General features: G+C 63.8%; 14 protein-coding genes and 1 tRNA gene. 10 read left to right on the top strand and 5 right to left on the bottom strand.

Annotation, left to right across the window (positions count from 1 at the left end; genetic code table 11):
• Positions 1 to 147: 147 nt before the first annotated feature.
• Positions 148 to 223: transfer RNA gene (locus SR870_RS12270), tRNA-OTHER, on the bottom strand.
• Positions 224 to 465: 242 nt separating this feature from the next.
• Between SR870_RS12270 and msrA the strand changes: the two genes are divergently transcribed.
• The 4 genes from msrA to SR870_RS12250 all read left to right on the top strand — a co-directional run bounded on the left by msrA (position 466) and on the right by SR870_RS12250 (position 2,371).
• Positions 466 to 1,176, top strand: a complete 711-nt coding sequence (gene msrA, locus SR870_RS12265; protein ID WP_322513847.1) for a peptide-methionine (S)-S-oxide reductase MsrA — start codon at positions 466 to 468, stop codon at positions 1,174 to 1,176.
• Positions 1,177 to 1,207: 31 nt separating this feature from the next.
• A complete protein-coding gene (gene msrB, locus SR870_RS12260; protein WP_322513846.1) occupies positions 1,208 to 1,621 on the top strand; it encodes a peptide-methionine (R)-S-oxide reductase MsrB in 414 nt (137 codons plus the stop codon).
• A 118-nt stretch (positions 1,622 to 1,739) separates the two neighbouring features.
• Positions 1,740 to 1,898 (top strand): DUF3309 family protein, encoded by a 159-nt coding sequence (locus tag SR870_RS12255; RefSeq protein WP_322513845.1) that lies wholly within the window; start codon positions 1,740 to 1,742, stop codon positions 1,896 to 1,898.
• 182 nt (positions 1,899 to 2,080) lie between these two features.
• Positions 2,081 to 2,371, top strand: coding sequence for a hypothetical protein (locus SR870_RS12250; RefSeq protein ID WP_322513844.1), 291 nt, complete (start codon positions 2,081 to 2,083; stop codon positions 2,369 to 2,371).
• A gap of 25 nt (positions 2,372 to 2,396) precedes the next feature.
• On the opposite strand, the gene SR870_RS12245 is transcribed toward SR870_RS12250, so the two are convergent.
• Positions 2,397 to 5,048 (bottom strand): glycosyltransferase, encoded by a 2,652-nt coding sequence (locus SR870_RS12245; protein WP_322513843.1) that lies wholly within the window; start codon positions 5,046 to 5,048, stop codon positions 2,397 to 2,399.
• Between the two features lie 305 nt (positions 5,049 to 5,353).
• Here SR870_RS12245 and SR870_RS12240 point away from each other — a divergent pair, with 305 nt between their 5' ends.
• From SR870_RS12240 to SR870_RS12215, 6 genes are all read left to right on the top strand, one after another.
• On the top strand, positions 5,354 to 6,337 hold the full coding sequence (locus tag SR870_RS12240; RefSeq protein ID WP_322513842.1) for a glycosyltransferase family 4 protein: 984 nt from the start codon (positions 5,354 to 5,356) through the stop codon (positions 6,335 to 6,337).
• A 115-nt stretch (positions 6,338 to 6,452) separates the two neighbouring features.
• Positions 6,453 to 7,550 carry a 2-deoxy-scyllo-inosose synthase gene (locus tag SR870_RS12235; RefSeq protein WP_322513841.1) on the top strand — a complete coding sequence of 366 codons (1,098 nt, stop codon included), beginning with the start codon at positions 6,453 to 6,455 and terminating at the stop codon, positions 7,548 to 7,550.
• 184 nt (positions 7,551 to 7,734) lie between these two features.
• The gene (locus SR870_RS12230; protein WP_322513840.1) at positions 7,735 to 9,393 is read left to right on the top strand and encodes a glycosyltransferase family 2 protein; all 1,659 of its coding nucleotides are present in this window, start codon (positions 7,735 to 7,737) and stop codon (positions 9,391 to 9,393) included.
• Positions 9,394 to 9,710: 317 nt separating this feature from the next.
• The gene (locus SR870_RS12225) at positions 9,711 to 11,063 is read left to right on the top strand and encodes a glycosyltransferase family 4 protein (protein ID WP_322513839.1); all 1,353 of its coding nucleotides are present in this window, start codon (positions 9,711 to 9,713) and stop codon (positions 11,061 to 11,063) included.
• Between the two features lie 133 nt (positions 11,064 to 11,196).
• Positions 11,197 to 11,949: an SDR family NAD(P)-dependent oxidoreductase gene (locus tag SR870_RS12220; protein WP_322513838.1), complete on the top strand. Its 753-nt coding sequence runs from the start codon at positions 11,197 to 11,199 to the stop codon at positions 11,947 to 11,949.
• The gene (locus SR870_RS12215) at positions 11,949 to 12,761 is read left to right on the top strand and encodes a DUF5672 family protein (protein ID WP_322513837.1); all 813 of its coding nucleotides are present in this window, start codon (positions 11,949 to 11,951) and stop codon (positions 12,759 to 12,761) included. The genes SR870_RS12220 and SR870_RS12215 overlap by 1 nt, the downstream gene beginning before the upstream one ends.
• On the opposite strand, the gene SR870_RS12210 is transcribed toward SR870_RS12215, so the two are convergent.
• Genes SR870_RS12210 through SR870_RS12200 form a run of 3 tightly spaced genes read right to left on the bottom strand, consistent with a single transcriptional unit; the run spans position 12,758 to position 15,499 of the window.
• Positions 12,758 to 13,681: an NAD(P)-dependent oxidoreductase gene (locus SR870_RS12210; RefSeq protein ID WP_322513836.1), complete on the bottom strand. Its 924-nt coding sequence runs from the start codon at positions 13,679 to 13,681 to the stop codon at positions 12,758 to 12,760. The genes SR870_RS12215 and SR870_RS12210 overlap by 4 nt on opposite strands.
• 16 nt (positions 13,682 to 13,697) lie before the next feature.
• Positions 13,698 to 14,243: a dTDP-4-dehydrorhamnose 3,5-epimerase gene (gene rfbC / locus SR870_RS12205; RefSeq protein WP_322513835.1), complete on the bottom strand. Its 546-nt coding sequence runs from the start codon at positions 14,241 to 14,243 to the stop codon at positions 13,698 to 13,700.
• The gene (locus SR870_RS12200) at positions 14,240 to 15,499 is read right to left on the bottom strand and encodes a class I SAM-dependent methyltransferase (RefSeq protein WP_322513834.1); all 1,260 of its coding nucleotides are present in this window, start codon (positions 15,497 to 15,499) and stop codon (positions 14,240 to 14,242) included. The genes rfbC and SR870_RS12200 overlap by 4 nt, the downstream gene beginning before the upstream one ends.

The following is a 15,499-nucleotide window of genomic DNA, read 5'->3' as shown; positions in this document are numbered from 1 at the left end:
GAATTTCGGGCACAAAAAAAGGGCGCGCAGCCGCGCGTCCCTTGTTCTACAAGCGCCGGGCTTCCCAGGCGCGCGGGCGTGTCTTAAACCAGTTTCCGCGACCGCGAAAGGGCTTGCAGCCGCCCGTCAACCACCAATTTCGGTGGTTGGAGGCCCAGCCTGGACTTGAACCAGGAAAAAAGAGCGTTGCACCGCCCCCGCGTTGATCTTCCGCCACCGGGCCGACCGCACTGTGGCGCTTTGCGGCCCGACGATCCAGCGCGAAGCTGAGTTAACCTTACTTGCTGTGGAACCGACCGCCTGGTGCGCGCAGCCCTCACGGCCTGAGGCCTCACGCACTCGTGTCCCCCGTTTCGTAACAATCGGCGCGGAGCTGCGTATCTTGGACAGCCGCGGGTGACGGCGCGGGCCGCAACCGCCCGCCGTCCGTCCCCGCAATGCCCATCGAATCCGCGAGGAAAGCCCATGCGCTCCATCAGCCGTCTTGCTCTTCGCGCCGCCGCCCTGGGCGCGCTGGCGCTGTCCGCCGCCTTTGCACCCGCGCTCGCTTCGGAGGAGGCGGTGGTGATCCCGCCGCCGGCGCTCGACGCCATCCCGGCGGACAGCACCCAGACCGCCGTGTTCGCGGGCGGCTGCTTCTGGGGCGTGCAGGGCGTGTTCCAGCACACCGCGGGCGTGCTCAACGCCGTGTCGGGCTATTCCGGCGGCAGCAAGGCGACCGCCAATTACATGACGATCTCGACCGGCGTCACCGGCCACGCCGAGGCGGTGGAGATCAAGTACAACCCGAAGCAGATCAGCTACGGCAAGCTGCTGCAGATCTTCTTCTCGGTGGCGCACGATCCGACCCAGCTCAACCGGCAGGGCCCGGATTCCGGCACGCAATATCGCTCGGCGATCTTCACCCTGAACGACGAGCAGAAAAAGGTCGCCGACGCCTATATCGCGCAGCTCGATGCGGCGCGCGTCTACAAGAAGCCGATCGTCACCAAGGTCGGCGCGCTGGAGGGCTTCTATGCCGCGGAAGCGTATCATCAGGACTACCTGACGCTGCATCCCACCCAGCCCTATATCGTCTATAATGATTTGCCGAAGATCGAGAACCTGAAGAAGCTGTTTCCGAAGGACTATCTGGAAAAGCCGACGCTGGTGAGCAGCGCCAAGGTCACGAACTAGCGGTGGATCGCCCGAAGGTTCAGGAGTTGCCATGACCGATACCAAGACGATGCCCGGCAAGGTCGCCAAGAGCGAGGCCGAGTGGCGCAAGGAACTGACGCCGATGCAGTATGCCGTGTTGCGCGAAAAGGCGACCGAGCGTCCGTTCTCCGGCGAGTACGAGCACGATCACACCCCCGGCACCTATGTCTGCGCCGGCTGCGGCCAGACTCTGTTCGAGTCTGATGCGAAGTTCGATTCCGGCTGCGGCTGGCCGAGCTTCACCACGCCGGCCGAGGCCGCCCATGTCGACGAGGAGCGCGACGTCAGCCACGGCATGGTCCGCACCGAGGTGCTGTGCTCGCGCTGCAGCGGCCATCTCGGCCACGTCTTTCCCGACGGCCCCGGACCGACCGGATTGCGCTACTGCATCAATTCGGCCGCGCTGAAGCTGAAGCCGAGATAGTCCCACTCCCTGAGGGGAGCGGGCGCGGCGCGCGGGTCGCAATCGCCGAGATCAGGCATATCATTTCTCCAGAGCCGGAGCGGCGCTCGCGCCCCGCCACCCGGCCGGGGAGGGCGATATGTCGATCGCAACCATTCTCATCCTTGTCCTGATCATCCTGCTGCTCGGCGGCCTCAGCCAGCGCTTCGGCGGCTACGGCCAGGGCCACGGCCTGACCGGCCTGATCGGCGTGGTTTTGATCGTGATTCTGGTGCTGTTGCTGCTCGGCAAGGTCTGATGCCGCCATCGGCGCCGGCAGGGGATCGGCCGCGGCCGGTGCCCGCGCGTTCGCCGGCGGGGTCGCATTTTTCCACAGAATGCCTATATCTGAGGGTGCATCCATCGGGCGTTGCCTGGCTGCCCGCAGTGGCGCGGCTGACGCGCCAGATTCACCCATTTTGTCAGAAGGTTAGTCGCGTCATGGCATTCAGCTTCGAGACTTCCGCCGAATTATTTCCCGCAGCGATCCGGAAAAAGAAGCGTGCCGGCTTCACCTATCGCCGGTTCGACAATGCGGCGGACGCCGTGCGTTTCGCCATCGAGGAACTGCCGGCGGATTCGCTGAACGGCGCCTATCTGCAGGTCGACGAAGCCCGGTTCGACCAGAAGGGCATCCGCTCGCTGTACGATTGCGAGGCCTTCCCGCTCGAGCGCAAGCTGCCGGTCGCCGAGCCCGAGGCGGTCCAGGACGCCAAGGAAGACGCCGCCTGAGCCGATCCGGCTCAGCGTCGTTGTTTCACGTCCGGCTCAGGATCGTGTCGATGCGCTCGGCGTAGCGGCGGCCGCAGGCTTGCAGGCTGTAGTTGTCGAGCATGTTGCGGCGCGCCCGTTCGACCTTGGCGGTCGCGATGTTCGGATCGGTGAACAGCGCCTTCATATGGGCGGCCGCGCTCTCGGTCGAGGGTTCGAACCACTCCTGATCGTTCCAGTAGATGTACTGATCCTCGAGCACCGGCGTGACGTGGCCGTCCACGACGAAGGCGGTCTCGTCGGTGCAGAAATCGCGATTGCCGCTGTAGTTCGACGCGATCACCGGCGTCCGCAGCAGCATCGCCTCCGCCATGATGCGACCGAACCCTTCGGACCGGTGCAACGAGACCAGCGCGTCCGCCGATTCGATCAGTTGCATCACGCGCGCCCTGTCCCAGGTTTCGTAGATCAGATTGATCCTCGGGTCTTCCTCGGCGAACATCTTCAGCGCGAGCAGAACCGGATTGCCCTCCGCATTCATCGCCTTGATGGTCAGGCCGACATCGTCGAATTGTCCTTTCGGAAACGCGCGCTGAAACGCCCGGATCGTGCCCAGCGGGTTCTTGCGGGCGAAGTAGGAAAACCCGTCGAAGACGAAGACGAAGTTGAAGCGGTCGCGCGGAAGCTCCGGAATCGCGTCGCGACCGGGGAGCGCCGACATATCGACCGTCACCGGAAGCGGCATGTGGATGACGGGCTTCGATGTCGCCGGCGACAGGCTGTCGACGATGAAGCGTGTCGACGACCAGATCTCGTCGACCACCAGATGGGGCAGCGAAACCCGCCGCGGCCAGCGCGACAATTCCCACGGCCAATATCCGATCACGTAGTCGGCCGCGAATCCCGCCAGCCCTTCGAACTGCTGTTCGGCCAGCATGTCGAAGCCCGAGAAGGCGAAGATCCGGATCCGGGCGTCCTGAAGGTCGGGCTGAATAAAGCGCTCGACCTTCTCGGCCGCCTTGTTCGGCCCCGGCAGCCAGCGCCGGGTATGAAACAGGCTGAGCTTCAGCGAGGTTTCCTGCTGCAGACTTTCGAACACCGTTCGGGCGTCCTCGCCCTGGCCGCTCTCCGCGCGCGGAAAGCCGGCGATTTCGACGTCGACGCGTTGACGCCCGGCGACCGCGGCCTTGATCGGAATGCCGGGATGCATGCGCAATCCGTGCGAGCCGTATCCGACGCGGTAGAGGTAGTGCCGCTGTTCGTTTCGCCACCAGGCGGCGTGGCCCGAACTCGGTAGCGGCAGAACCTCGGCGGACACCAGTTGGCGCGCGATGCCGCAAAGGTCGTCGGTGAACTGATTGGCTGCACCCAGATGCGTGCAGATCTGCTGTTTGAGCGCATGCAACTGGCCCGACGATGACAGATGCTTCAGGCTGTCCGAAAAATTCAGCCGGCCGGCGCTCGACGCCAGATCATACGCCAATGCGGGCTGCTGGCCGCGCAACTGCAGCAATCCATTGCTGATCGGGATGTCGAGATCCTGTTCGAAGGCGAGCGTCGGCGCGAACAGGAATTCCCGCTCCAGGATGGCGAAATCCGAATGCGCGAAGCGGCCCGCGCGCTCCCACCAGGCGAGGAAGTCGGCTCGTCCCTCCGGCGTCGCGAGATCGTAGGCGTCGCGCAACTTGGGCTCGGTCTGATGAAGCCGCGTAAGGTATCGCGGAATGTCGACCGGCGAGGGGGCGGCAAGCGCGCCGAAATTCGCCTCGAACCAGAACGCCCGAATCATACGCACGAGTTGCAGCCGCGCTCCGATCTGGCCTTTGCGCGGACGCAGATGCCGCGCGGCCCGCAACCACCAGCCGAACAGGGCGTCGTCGGCAGGCGGCCCATCGGCGCCGAGCAACGCCAGTTCCGGCCCGAGCGCGACGGCCGCCTGCGCGACGACCGCGGGCAGCGCGGCTTCGCCGCAATACGGCGCGCCGCTTTCGGTCCTCGCCGGCTGCAGCCATTGAAGAAAGATGCGGAGCGCCAGCCGATATTCCAGCAAGCCGGATCTGAAGAACCACCCGATGAAGTTGGTGTAGCCTTCGTCGTTGCCGAGATCGAAGGCCGCCTGCAATTCGGCGCGCGCATCGCGGATCCAGCCGAACAGCCGCAGCGGCGGGAGCACGCCGTCCTGCGGCCAGTCGGGATCGATCGACATCGCGTCGGCCGCGATCCTGTCGAACAGTCCCGGCCCCAGCGCGGGATGCGTCTCCAGAATCCGCTCGATGTTCGCGATCCAGTACTGGAAGTGCTCGGGGCGACGCCGGCTCAGCGCCAGCGATTCCGGCAGGGCGACCCGGAATCGCTCGGCTGTGAATTCGCGCTCGCAGACGAAGATCTGCACCAGCCAGTCGTAGGGAAGGCGGTCTTTGTCGGCGATGTCCTGATCCGTGCAATACGGACCGCGGTCGAGCAGGTAGGCGGCCGTCAGCGCATCGGCTTCCGTCGAGCCGGCTTCGATGCTGCTGAGCCACCACGCCAGCAGCACGTCGGCGTCGGTCGCCGACAGCATCGGCACTCTCTTGTGGAAGTCCGGTCCCGCTGACTGCCACTTCAGCAGCAGGGATTTGGGGAGGCCAAAGCCCAGCGAGCAATTCGGATACTGGTCGTCGGGACGCGATAATTCTTCCGACAGTTGGACGACGAGCATCAGAATGATCCGAAGGGAACAGCCCCGCATTGCTAAAGGCGTTCATCGCGTTTGGCAAACCCGCGATGTGCCGCGCCCCTCAGGACCTCGTGCGCCGCCCGGCCGCTGCCGTCGAGCAACCCCGGGAAGCTCTGCGATCCGACCTGTCGATTGTTTCATCCACCTGAAATAAAAAGACTTTTCTCAAGGGGAAGGAGCAGGAGTGCAGCTTTGGTGTAGCGATTGCGGTTGCTCCCGCAACGCGAAATCCGTATGACGACGCAGACGACCCTCCACATCACCAGTGACCGACGAGGATACCCCGGATGAGCGACCCACGGGTATTGATCACCACATATCCCGAGGCGTTTCTGCACCGCGGCGGCGGCGAGTTCGAGATCGTCGAACTGGCGAACAATCTGCGCCTGCTGGGCATCAGGGTCGATCTCTACGGGCCGAATTCGCAGCCGATCTCGTTTTACGACACCGTGCTGCATTTCTCGGTCGTCGAATCCGGCATGAACCTGTTTCGCGCACTCCAGGCGTCGGCGAAGCGCATCGTGCTGGTCCCCAACCTGTGGTGGATCGGGCCGCCGAGCGACCACGATCGGGCGAGCGCCGAAGAGTTCTTCCGGCTCGCCGACCAGATCGTCTTCAAGTCCACGGCCGAGCGCGACAACGTCAGAAAATACGCGGCGTTTCCGGATTCCAAGGCGGTGCTTTGTCCGTGGGGCGTCGACCGTTGCTATGCGGAGCCGGCCGATCCCGATCTGTTCAAGTCGCATCATCAACTCGATCGATACATCCTGTGGTTGGGCATCATCGAGGAACGCAAGAATCAGTTGACCGCCATTCATGCGCTGCGGGACAACAAGGTGCCGCTGGTGCTCGTCGGCGACTATCGCGACCGGCACTATTACGAAGCCTGCCGGCGCAGCGCGCCGCCGCACTTCAAGTTCATCCCGCATATCCAGCCGAAATCCGAAATGCTGCGCTCTGCGCTGCAGAATTGCGACGTCTATCTCGAGGCGTCGCTCGAGCCGGCAGGCATGTCGGCGATGGAAGCCTATCTGGCCAACCGGCCGATCGTGGTGTCGGAGGGCGACTGGACCAGCGAACATTTCGGTGACGAGGTGATCGCGATCGATCCGAGATCCGAGGCGGCGATCGCGCGAGCGGTCGAAGAAGCGCTGCAGCGCAATTCGCCGCGTCAGCGGACCGGGCGTATCAACAGGCGCAATTTGCTTCCTGAAAGCCTCGAACCTCTCGGCCGCGTACTTGCGGGCGCGCCCACGCTGAGGCGACTATGATCCGCGTCCTGAAGAAGCTCCGTCTGTTCGACACAGCACCCGTCGAGTTTGAATGAAAATGGAACATCCCCCATCCGACGTTTCGCTCTCCTCGAGCTTCCGTGCGGACAACCATATGAAGACTCAGGTTCTGGTGGCGCAGAACGGCCTCTGGAATCTCGATGGTCTCGGCATTCTCGACAATGTGCGGAAAGATTCGAAGCATCTTCTGATTACCGACAAGAACGTCGAAAAGCTCTATCTGCGTCCGGTTCTGGAGAGCATCGAGCGCGGCGGGCGTCTCGTTCGGACAATCGTCGTGCCGCCGGACGAATCGTCGAAGAGTTTCGAAGTCTATGCGCGTCTGGTTCAGACCGCGCTCGATTACGGAATCGACAAATACTCGGTCATCTTCAGCCTGGGCGGGGGACTGGTCAACAATCTCGCCGGCTTTCTCGCCTCGACCTTGTATCGCGGAATCGGCTTGATCCATTTGCCGACCAGCCTGCTGGCCCAGGTCGACGCTGCGATCGATTTCAAGCAGGCCCTCAATTTCAGTCACGGCAAGAATCTGATCGGAAGCTTCTATCCCGCGTCCAACGTGCTGATCGACCCGATCGCGCTGCGAACGCTGAATCCGCGGTTGATCCGCTGCGGGCTCGCAGAGTCGATGAAGCACGCGCTCTGCCAGGACAGTGACTTCCTCAACTACATCATGTCGCATCACAACCATCTCAGCGAACTCGACTTCCTGACGGAGACCGTCGTTCGTTCGGTGAAACTGAAGCTCGAAATGATGGCGCCCAGCCTGCATTCCGATCGCGAAGAGGTCGTCAAGCAATACGGCCACGCGGTCGGGCACGCCGTGGAGCACCTCTCCGGTGGCGACATCTATCACGGCGAAGCGATCTCGATCGGTATGTGCGTTTCGGCGGAGATCGGCCGGCTGCTGGGCGTCACCGACGAGGAGACCGTCGACATCCACTATCGCTCGCTGGCGATGCTGGGCCTGCCGACCATGGTTCCCTACGAGTTTTCGCTCGGCGATATCTGGGAGAAGGTTCGCTACGACAAGCACTTCTTCCGGGACCGCGCCTATATGGGGCTGCTGCGGACGGTCGGAGTTCCCAGCAACAGCGGCCAGGACGGTCTGCACGGCCATTGGGTATCCCGCGAGGTGCTGTTCGAGGCGATTGAAATCAATCGGCGGTCCGGCGCGCGGTCCGGCTACTAGGCATCCGCGTTGGTTCGTTGATGGCGGGTGCGGAGGCCGGACCCGGAGATCGGGCCGCTCGCCGATCTAGAAGCCCGTGAAGGACCGATGGACCATCAATTCCGGCCATGATAGGCATGAAGTGGCAATTTGCCTCGTTGCTTCTCTCTAAGGCTCTCTCTCAGCCGCATTGACATGGTCGGAAATGCCACCCGCGACATCAATCGCCCCTTACGAAGCCACTGACCCTTATATCTGTCTGATCAGCATTCTAGTACCCGTCTACAACACGCCGCCGGATGTTCTCGATGAGACCATTCAGTCGGTGCTGTGCCAGACCTATTCGAATTGGGAACTTTGCATCTGCGACGACTGTTCGACGGACCCGCAGACCGTGGCTGTGCTCGACAGCTACAAGGGGACCGATCCCCGGATCAGGATCCTGCGGCCTGCCGCGAATCTGAACATTTCCCGCGCCACCAATCTGTGCGCCGAGATGGCGACCGGTGAGTTCGTCGGCTTTCTCGATCATGACGACGTTCTGGAGCCCGATGCGCTCGCGGAAGTCGCCGCCGCTCTGGCGGGCGATCGCGAGATCGATGTGCTCTATACCGACGAGGACAAGCTGGAGGCCGACGGCAGTCTGACGGAGCCTTACTTCAAGCCCGACTGGTCGCCGGAGCACCTGACCTCGGTCATGTACGTGCTGCACTTCACCGTCATCCGCAAAAGCCTGTTTTTCGATGTCGGTATGCTGCGGCACGAGTTCGTCGGAGCGCAGGATTACGATCTGGCGCTGAGGGTGTGCGGGCGCGCCCGCAAGATCGCGCACATCCCGAAGATTCTCTACCACTGGCGCAAGATCCCCGGTTCGGCCGCGGCCGCTGTCGATGCCAAGCCGGACGCTTTGATCAACGCCCGGGCGGCGCTGCTGGACTACGCGCGTCAGCGCGATCCCGAGGCGACCGTCGATCTCGGCCAGTTGCACGGACTGTTCCGGCTCAATTGGAGCGCCGGTCAGCAGCCCGATCCGGTGACGCTTCTCATTCTCACAGATGCCAGGCGCCGCGACGTGCCGGGCCGCGGCGACATTCTGCTGGTCGATCATTTCATCGACAGCGTGATCGCGAAATCCACCTTTCGTGCTTTCAAGATTGTCGTCGTCGACAACGGCAATCTGCCCGCCGATGTGCGCGCAAAATTCGAGAGGCTCGGCGCGCGGGTGCACTCCTATGCGTTCGAGGAGCCGTTCAATTTCTCCCACAAGGCCAATTTCTCGATCGACCAGGTCGAGACCGAGGACGTCATCATCCTGAACGACGACCTCGAAGTGATCAGTCCCGACTGGATCGAAGCGCTGCTCGGCTTCTCCCGCCAGCCCGAGATCGGCGCGGTGGGCTGCCGGCTACGCTTTGCGGACGACCGGATTCAGCACGCCGGGGTCGCGCTCGGGCTGACCTCGCCCTGCATGCATCTCTTCTACAATCGGCCGGCCGACGCGCCCGGCTACTACAGTTTCACCCATCTGGTGCGGAACTACTCGGCGGTCACCGGCGCCGTGCTCGCCACGACGATGTCGAAACTGCGCGAGGTCGGCGGTTTCGACGAGAGTCTCGCGATCGATTACAACGATATCGATCTCTGTCTTCGGCTCGGGCAGAAGGGATACCGGATCGTCTACACGCCGCACGCCGAGCTGTATCATTTCGAGCGCAGCTCGTCGGCGCGCAATGCGCCTCGCACGACCGACACGGCGAATTTCCTGGCGCGGTGGAAGGACCTGCTGAAGCGGGACCCGTTCATGAATCCGAACTTCGTCGGGGACAATCGCAAACTCTCCGACAATTTGTCCTTGATCACCTGAGAAATTCGAAGCCAAAGATGCCTCAAATCCAGAGCGCGACCATCGACAAGTCCGAAATCACCGAGGTCAGCGAGCGCTGGCGCCTCCATCTCGAGAGTTGCCGGCACGGCGACGACGACTACGCGGCGATCGAGCGTTCGGGACTGTTCGATCGCGAGTTCTATCTGACGAGCTATTCCGACGTGAAGGCCGCCGGCATGGACCCGCTGAAGCACTATGTCGGCTTCGGCGCGCGGGAGATGCGAGCGCCCAACAAATGGTTCGACGCCAACTATTATCGCACCCAGTTTGGAGAATTTCCGGTCGGGTTCAATCCTTTGCTGCACTATGTCGAGACCGGCGAGAAGCTGGGCTTCAGGCCTCATCCGAAGTTCGATCCGCAGCGCTACCGGACGCTCTGCCCGGTTGTCGTCGAGGCCAACGTCTCGCCGCTGTGGCATTTCATCCACTTCGGCTCGATGGATCATGTCGAGGCGAGGAAGTACAAGCCATCGCCGCGCGTGAATCCGGTCAAGCCGGCGCTGCGCAGATGGGTTCGCCCGACGTCAGCTCCGATGGGCGTGAACTTCGTCTCTCCGTTGTCCCGGATATCGGGGCTCGGCGTGAGTGCGCGCGGTTTCGTCGACGCCCTGCAGACGGCGCAGGTTCCGGCGCACCTGATCGAATGGACCGAGGGATTCGAGCACCAGGCCACAATCGATTGTGGCCTGACGGGCGTGAAGGATCTGCAGCCGATCAACCTGATCCATATGAACGCCGACATCTTTCACCTGGTGTCGAACGGTCTGCGGCAGACCGGCGTTCTCAGCCCGGACCGCTACAACATCGGGATCTGGTACTGGGAGCTCGCCGCGTTCCGTCACGAGTGGCTGCCGTGGATCGCGATGCTCGACGAGGTCTGGTGCGCGTCGGCGTTCAACGCCCGCGCCGTCGATGTGATGTCGGCGCGTCCGGTGAAACTGTTGCGGCCCGCGGTCGAAGCCATGGCCGCGCCCGGCCTGTTTCCCAGGTCGCATTTCGGATTGAACGACGACAGCCAGGTGTTCTTCTACAATTGCGACCTGTCCAGCCGGATCGACCGCAAGAATCCGGAAGCGCTCGCCCGCGCCTTCCGGGAGGAGTTCGGCGACGATCCGCGCTATCAGCTCGTTCTGAAAATCGGAATGGCAACCCGCTATGCGGAATCCGCGAGGCGGGTCGTCAGCGCCGCCGGCGGTGCGTCGAACATTCTGCTGATGGATCGCACGCTGACCGACCCGGAACTGGCTGACCTGCTTTGCCACACGTTTGCCTATGTTTCGCCGCACCGCTCCGAGGGGCTTGGGCTGACCATTATCGAAGCGATGCTGAGCGGTTGTCCGGTGATCGCCACGCCCTATGGCGGGGCGGCGGACTTCGTCGTCGACGGTGTCGCGAGACCGCTGGCCTACAGCCTGACCGAAATCGAGCGGACGGACGAGCCCTATCGTCGTGGCTGCGTTTGGGCCGATCCCGATGTGGCGGACATCCGGCGCGCGATGCGTGAGCTGGCCGACAGTCCCGATGCCGCCCGCGCGCTCGGCCAGCGCGGTAAGGCCCACGCCGAGGCGCTGTTCTCGCGCGACGCGACATCGCGGGCCGTCCGCGCCCGGCTCGACGAGATCTGGGAGACCCACGCCGCCGGGAATTGATCTCCCTTGCGAGGTTTTCGCAGCAAACCAGCGCGCGGCGACGCATGCGGCTATGGGCAATCGGCGATTGCCCCGATCCGCATTGCCCAATATATAACCTCCAGCATCATCCACATGAGATAGCTGGGAAATCTTGACCGGACGGGTTCTCATCACGGGGGCAGGGCGCGGCATCGGCTTCGCGATCGCGCAGGTGCTGGCCCGCGACGGCTTCTCGCTGGCGCTGGTGACCAGGACCGAGGCGTCGGCCGCGAAGCTGCGCGCCGAGCGTTTCGTCGCGGATGCGGACGCGACCGTCGTCGCATTCGATCTCGCCGATCCGGCGGCTCTCGGAGCGTTCGTCGCGGATTGGCGCGAGCCGCTGTGGGGCGTCGTCCACAACGCCGGCATCTGCGAGACGGCGAATATCGCCGACCCCGATCAAGACCCCTGGCGCGACGTCTTGGCCGTCAACCTCGAGGCGCCCTATCGGCTGACGCGCGGGCTGTTGCCGCGCATCGCCCGCCCCGGCCGGATCGTCACCATCGGCTCGCAGCTTTCGGTCGAGGGCCGCGCCGGCTATGGCGCCTATTGTGCTTCGAAATTCGGCCTGATCGGCCTCACCAAATGCTGGGCCAAGGAGCTCGGCCGCGACGGCATCACCGTCAACGCCGTCTGCCCGGGCTGGGTCGACACCGAGATGACCAACAGCGACATCGACCGCCTCGCCGCGGAGCAGGGCCGCGATGCGGCGTCGTTCAAGGCCGAGATCGCCGATCCGCTCGAACTGAAGCGTTTCAACAGCCCCGAAGAGGTCGCCGAACTGGTGGCGTTCCTGATGTCGGAAAAGTCGTCCGGCATCACCGGCCGGGCCTGGCTGATGCAAACGGTCTGGAATCAGCAGTAATGCCGTCCGTCGATCCCGTCGTGGTCGTTCCCGTTCACGAACCGAAAACCGGGCCCGAGGCGGACGCTTCCCTTCGGCACCTGCGGCATTTTCTCGGACGCTATCGTCTCGTTCTCGCCAAGCCGGCTCATCTCGATTGGTCGATCCCCGGATTGGAGGACGAGATCTTTCCGGATGACAGCTTCGGCTCTCTGCTGCGCTACAACCGGTTTCAGCTGTCTCCGTCGTTCTATCGCCGTTTCGCCCAGCATAGCCATATCCTGATCTATCACCTGGATGCACTGGCGTTTCGCGACGAGCTGATCGAATGGTGTGAGACCGACTACGACTACATCGGCGCGAGCTGGTATCCCGACCTGATCGAGAGATATATCGGCGAGCCTTGGCCATTCGCCAAAGTCGCGGCCGGCAACGGCGGCTTCAGTCTGCGCCGGGTGTCCGCTTTCATCGAACATCTGGAGAATCGTCGTCCGACGGTGCGTCACGCGCTCGAGCGGCTGCTCGAAGGAAATGTCGACGCCGCCAGTCGCCTGTTGCGCTATCGAAAGCATCTGACGCCGTCGAACTATGTCGAGCACAAGATGCTGGCGGAGGACGTGTATTGGGGCGTGTTCGCGCCGCTGATCGATCCGTCGTTCCGGGTCGCGCCGGTCGAGGTCGCGAACCGCTTCTCGTTCGAATACGATCCGAACTTCCTGCTGCAGCAATCCGGCGGCCGCATCCCGTTCGGCTGTCACGCCTGGTATCGCTTTGAGGACGCCCGCGCATTCTGGCAAAGCCGGCTGCTGCCGGCGGACGGAAACCCGGCCTAACGGCCGTCAGCCGAGCCCTGCGCCGCCCACCATCGATAGGTCGATGCCAAACCACTCCGCAGATCGTGCGCCGGGCGCCATCCGGTGGAGCGGATCCGCGTCGAATCGCCGACCAGCATCGGCGGATCGCCGGCGCGATCGGGGCGTGCGCCGAGTTGCACCAGCTCCGGCCGACCGCTGATCTCGCCGAGCCGCGTGACGATTTCGGCCAGCCGCACCGGATCGCCGGATGACAGGTTCACCGCGCCCTGTAGCGAGGATTGCAGCAAGGCGTTCACCGCGTCGGCGAGGTCGTCGATATACAGAAAATCCCGCCACGCCGAGCCGGAGGAAAATGCGGCGGGCTCGCCGCGCGCGAGCTGCCTGCACGCATAGGGGATCAGCCGGCCTGCGTTCTCGAACGGGCCGTAGCCGAAGAACACCCGGCCGGTCGCGGCCGAGCAGCCCGCCTTCACCGCGGCCGTATGCAGCACGTCATGAAACGACTTCTTGGCCACGCCATACAGCGTCGACGGCCGTTCCGGCGTCACGCCCTCGACCATGTAGCCGCATGACCAGTCGTATTCGGCGGCGGTGCCGATCTGGACGAAACGCTGGCCGCCGCCGGCCAGAAACGCCTGCAGCAGGTCGCAGCTCGCCGCCAGCCAGCGCAGATTGGCGGGGCTCTCCCAATAGTCGTTATGGGCGGTGATCCAGGCGGCGTGGATCAGGTGGGTCGGCCGGACCTCGGCGATCAGCGCCGCTGCCGCGCCGGGCGCGGTGAGGTCGAGGCCGTGCCAGGTCGTCCGCGCCGTCGGCGGCAATGCTCCGCTGCCGGGTGAATGGGTCGCGTGGATGTCGGTGACCCCCGCGGTGGCCTCGAGACGGGCCAGCAGGTGCCGGCCGATGAACCCCCGTGCTCCCGTCACCACCACGCGCATGTCGAGCCTTCGTCCGTTACGAGGTCAACGCCAGATCACTCAGGCCGGGCAGGGCCTCGTCGCGCGCGCTGATCACGTCCGGCCGGTGCGGCCAGACGATGCCGACCTGGGCGTCGTTCCAGTTCAGCCCGCGGGCGAGGTCGGCCTGATAGGGCTGTGCAATCTGATACGCGACCATCGCCGCATCGCTCAACGTCAGGAATCCGTGGGCGAACCCCTGTGGAATATACAGCGCCAGATGATTCTCCGCCGTCAGTTCCTGACCGAACCATTGCCCGAACGTCTTCGAATCGGGGCGGATATCCACCGCGACGTCGTAGATCGCGCCCTGCACCACGCGGACCAGCTTGTCCTCCATCCGCGGCGCCGCCTGGAAATGCATTCCGCGCAACGTATGGCGACGATGGTTGAACGAGAAGCTGCACTGATCGATCTCGGGGTTGAGGCCCCGCTCGCGGAACGTGGTCGCGCAGAAGGTGCGCATGAAGAACCCGCGCTCGTCCCGAAACGGCTCGGGCTCGATCACGAAGCAGCCGTCGAGCGGAGTCGGGACGATCTTCATGCGCGGACCGCGTCGACGATCTTCGGCGTCGGGATCGGGATGATGAACTTGCCGCCCCAGTCGGCGATCACGGCCATCTGCGCGGTGATCTCCTTTTCGAGATTCCACGGCAGGATGATCAGATAGTCCGGCTTGGCGTCCTCGATCGCCTTCGGGGCGAGGATCGGCAGTCGCGTGCCCGGCAGGAACATGGCCTGCTTGTGCGGCGACATGTCGACGGTGAAGTCGATCATGTCGGCGCCGACACCGCAGTAGTTCAGCAGCGTGTTGCCCTTCGCCGGCGCGCCGTAGGCGGCGATGGTCTTGCCCTGGCGCTTGAGGTCGATCAGCAGCGAGAGGAATGCGCGCTTGGTTTCGCGGACCTTCTCCGCGAACGCCAGATAGGGCGCATCGGTTTCGAGGCCGAGCTGCTTTTCGAGGGCGCGGACCTCCGCGAGGCCGGGGCCGTCGGCGTAGTCGGCGCCCTTGCGGCAGGCGAACACGCGCAGCGATCCGCCGTGGGTCGGCAATTGCTGGACGTCGAACACGCGCAGCCCCTGGCTGTCGAAGATCCGCTCGCACGCCAGCAACGACAGATACGAGAAGTGCTCGTGATAGATCGTGTCGAACTGGTTGAGCTGCAGCATGTTGGCGACATGCGGAAATTCGAAAGTGGCGACGCCGTTGTCGGCGAGCAGGATCGCGAAGCCTTTGACGAAGTCGTTGATGTCCGGAACATGCGCCAGCACATTGTTGGCCGCCGTCAGCCGCGCGCGCTTGCCGCTCGCGACCAGCTCTTCCGCGGTCGCCGCGCCGAAGAACTTCACCATGGTCGGAATCCCGCGCTCCTCCTGCGCCACCTTGGCGACGGACGCGCTCGGCTCGATCCCGAGGACCGGAATCCCGGCCTTCTTGAAGTATTGCAGCAGGTAGCCGTCATTGCTGGCGATCTCGACCACGAGATCGGACGGGCCGATCGCGAAGCGCCGGCGCATGTCCTCGGTGTAGCGCTCGGCGTGGGCGAGCCACGACGTCGAATACGACGAGAAGTAAGCGTAGTCCTCACGGAACAGATCGTCCGAGCGGAAGAAGTTCTGCAACTGCACGAGCCGGCACGATTCGCAGACGAAGGTTCGCAGCGGATAATACGGCTCCGGGCCGTCGACCTTGGATGCGGTCAGGTAGTCGTTGGCGATCGGCGTGCAGCCGAGATCCGCGACCAGAATGCGGAGCGGAGTCCCGCAGTGTCTGCAAACGTGGTTTGCCGTATCAGTCAT

Source organism: Rhodopseudomonas palustris, assembly GCF_034479375.1.
GTDB lineage: Bacteria > Pseudomonadota > Alphaproteobacteria > Rhizobiales > Xanthobacteraceae > Rhodopseudomonas > Rhodopseudomonas palustris_M.
The sequence above is the reverse complement of the archived record's forward strand: the minus strand, read 5'-3'. Positions and strand labels throughout refer to the sequence as shown.